The following is a 1,921-nucleotide window of genomic DNA, read 5'->3' as shown; positions in this document are numbered from 1 at the left end:
AGGCTTACCGCCCTTGCTGCCGTTGCGCGCTGTATTTGCATAGTACAGGGTCACGTTCGCGCCTTCCACGGGGATCCCAGTCAAGCTGTTCGTAATCGCACCGTACGGGTCAACCAGCTCCTCTGAAATATTCATTTCCCCGTTAGACGTAACGTTCACTTCGCTCTTCTGGATAATAATCTCCTGTCCCGGCTCGACTTCATAGCGGATCTCCATCACATATGTGCCGAGCCCCAGCCCTTCGGCGCTGAATACGCCGTTCTGCTGGGCCGGGAATGCCTTAGGCGATCCGTTCTCCAGAATATAGAGACCTGTTGCCGCGTCTTTCATATACACTTTCATCTTCTTTACCAGGTCTCCGGATATCGTCCCGGTGCCGCCTGCCGGCTGCTTCATCAGGATGATACCGGTGGCTGTTTTCGTTGAATCGTAGCTCTCCTGACCGGTACCGCTGACCGATCCGACTACCGCAGTTTGAGTATACGTCACCGGTGTTAAAACTCCGCCTACATTTACTGTCTGCGTCACTGCGATGGTGTACAGCGCATTGCCCTTCGGCACCGGCAGCGAGTAAGATCCGTCTGCGCCTGTCACCACGGTCTCGTCAAAATCAACGCCAGGTGTAATGATGTTATCGCCGTTCAGATCCAGCGTTACCCGTACGTTCGCGCCGGCGACCTTCTCGCCCGCGGCACCGCGGGTAATAACCCCGCTGATGACTGCCGGCTGGAAGGTAACCAGAATATCGTCCTTCGCATATAGTCCTTTTGTCAGGTCAATTGCTGCTGCCTCAACCCGTACTTTCTGCTCCTGATTGGAGGAGAGGTCAGCCGAGCGGTAAGTCGTTGCCGCCCGGCCTTGAGCATCCGTCCGTATCCGGTCAGCTCCAACGAACGTACCCAGGCCTGACGGGACCGAGAACACAACCTCGGTGTCCGGCACGGGATTGCCGCTACTGTCAGTCAGCACGGCGGTCAGCTCGGTCGTCGAGCGCCCGTCACCGACTATACGGTCCGGCGACGCCGTCAGCACCAGTGAGTGCGCCAGCACCTGAAATCCGTTATCGGCCAGGCGGGTCTCGGCTGGCAGCGGTGTGCCATCGGCCTTGAACGCCTGGAACATTACCGTAAAAGAGCCTGCGGCCAGCGGTGTGGTAAGCAGATAGCCCGTATTCTCCCAACGTTTGTAGCCGTCCTGAAGGAAGGTAGCGGGATTGGCTAACTCAAGGCTGACAGTGCCGCCTCCGATAATTGCCTTGACCTCATGGGCCGACAGCGGGCTGACGGCCGAGAACTTCAGCGGATAGCCGGGCACTGCATTCACGACAGACGGATCGCCTTCAAGCTTATTGCCGACCCAGCCGTTCAGCGCCTTGTTCATCTGAATCATCACCTGAACCGGCGGACTACTCTGGCCGTCCCCGTCCGTCACGGTGAAGCTGAAACTGTCCGTACCCGATGTAAAGCCCGGGGCCGGTGTATACAGATAGATATTTCCGCTTTGTAAGGTAAGGGTACCCTGTGACGGCTGTGCGGTGATCTGGTAGACCAGTCCGGTGATTGTTTCGCGGTCTGTGCCTTCAAGGATAATCGTTACCGCTCCGGCCCCTTCGTTGATCTCAACGAGCTGTGGTAAAGCCGCAGGAATTCCGTTGGCCGCTGTCACCGTCACTGTCACCGTGGCCGGGTTGGATTCTGCTCCGTCCGTATCCTTGACGGTGTACGTGAAGCTGTCAAAGCCGCTATAGCCGGCGTTCGGCGTGTACGTCACCTGGCCGTTCGCGCCTACGGTAACCGTACCGTGCGACGCTGGTGACTTGAGTGTTACCGAGGAAGGGACAAGCCCGTTCTCGGCATCCGTATCGTTTGCCGTTACCGATAAGCTTCCTGAGCCGTTCTCGGCTACGGTCAGCGTATCCGCT

General features: G+C 57.8%; 1 protein-coding gene. It reads right to left on the bottom strand.

Annotation, left to right across the window (positions count from 1 at the left end; genetic code table 11):
• The coding region (locus AQR02_RS00215) for an Ig-like domain-containing protein (protein ID WP_159067648.1) at window positions 1-1,921 on the bottom strand (1,921 nt) is incomplete at both ends.

The sequence above is a fragment of the Paenibacillus ihuae genome (assembly GCF_001368795.1).
Lineage (GTDB): Bacteria > Bacillota > Bacilli > Paenibacillales > Paenibacillaceae > Paenibacillus_AQ > Paenibacillus_AQ ihuae.
This window is presented reverse-complemented; position numbering and strand designations above follow the sequence as displayed.